The sequence below is a fragment of the Proteiniphilum sp. UBA1028 genome, from assembly GCF_002316955.1.
Classification (GTDB): domain Bacteria; phylum Bacteroidota; class Bacteroidia; order Bacteroidales; family Dysgonomonadaceae; genus Proteiniphilum.
Genome location: NZ_DCEN01000037.1, coordinates 32797 through 33917 on the forward strand (window position 1 = coordinate 32797; position 1121 = coordinate 33917).

Consider the following 1121-nt stretch of genomic DNA (forward strand, 5'->3'; position numbering starts at 1 on the left):
GCCAATGAACTGGGAAGAACGGGGGAAGCCGGGAATTATCTGGAGATGGTGAGAGCCCGTGCACGCGGAACAAATGCTTCCCTCCTGCCCAAGGTAACCACTGCCGATCAGGCGGTGATGCGCGAAGCCATCCGGCACGAGCGCAGGGTAGAATTAGGGATGGAATTCGACCGCTTCTATGATCTGGTACGCTGGGGCGTTGCACGTGAAGTATTGCATGCAGCAGGAAAAACCGGTTATCAGGACAAACATGCATTACTGCCGTTACCACAGACCGAAGTAGACAAATCGAACGGGGTACTGATACAAAATCCCAACTATTAAAAAGACAGACCTATGAAGAAAATAATATATCTTATCCTGATGATGAGCGGGATTATCCTTACTTCCTGCTTCCAGGATCTTGGACAAAACCCTCCCTTCAACTTTCCCGAGCAGCCCACGCCACCGCCCATCGGTGCCGATGGACAGATGTTTTACCTCTCCTTCGACGAAGATCTGGAGGATTACCAGAGCCTGATGGAGGCAGCCGTGGTGGGCAGCCCCTCCTTTGCCGGCGGCAAGAGCGGCAAAGCCTATGCCGGTGCCGTCAACAGCTACCTGACCTTCGATGTGGCCAACATGGCTGCACCCCTCGGCAGCTCCATGACCTTCACCTTCTGGTACAAGGTGAACGCCACCCCCGACCGGGCGGGCATCCTGACGATCGCCCCCCCGCATGAGGGCAAGCCGGCCAACGCACAGAACAACCGCACCGCCGGCATCCGCATCTTCCGCGAAAATGCAAATGGCAAGCAGCGCGTCAAAGCCAATATCGGCAACGGCACGGCCGACAGCTGGCTCGACGGAGCCCAACTGGCTGACATCGACCCGACTGCAGCAAAGTGGGTTCATATCGCACTGGTCCTCGCCCCGGACAAGGCCGCTTTCTACATGGACGGCACCGAGGTGAAGTCGATCTCCTTCACCGGCATCAGCTGGAATGGTTGTGACATCATGTCGATCGGCTCGGGAGCACCCCGCTTCACAGAATGGGGCCACCTCTCCGACCAGAGCCTGATCGATGAGCTGCGCATCTACAACAAGGCGTTGCCTGCTTCAGAGATTGCACAATTGGCTGC

Annotated in this window: 2 protein-coding genes; both read left to right on the plus strand. The window is 56.9% G+C overall.

Annotated elements, in window-relative coordinates; all coding sequences use genetic code 11:
* Positions 1-324: RagB/SusD family nutrient uptake outer membrane protein (locus B3Z75_RS05910; RefSeq protein WP_294068627.1), on the plus strand; the 324-nt coding region annotated here is incomplete at its 5' end.
* A 12-nt stretch (positions 325-336) separates the two neighbouring features.
* The coding region (locus B3Z75_RS05915; protein WP_294068629.1) for a LamG domain-containing protein at positions 337-1121 on the plus strand (785 nt) is incomplete at its 3' end.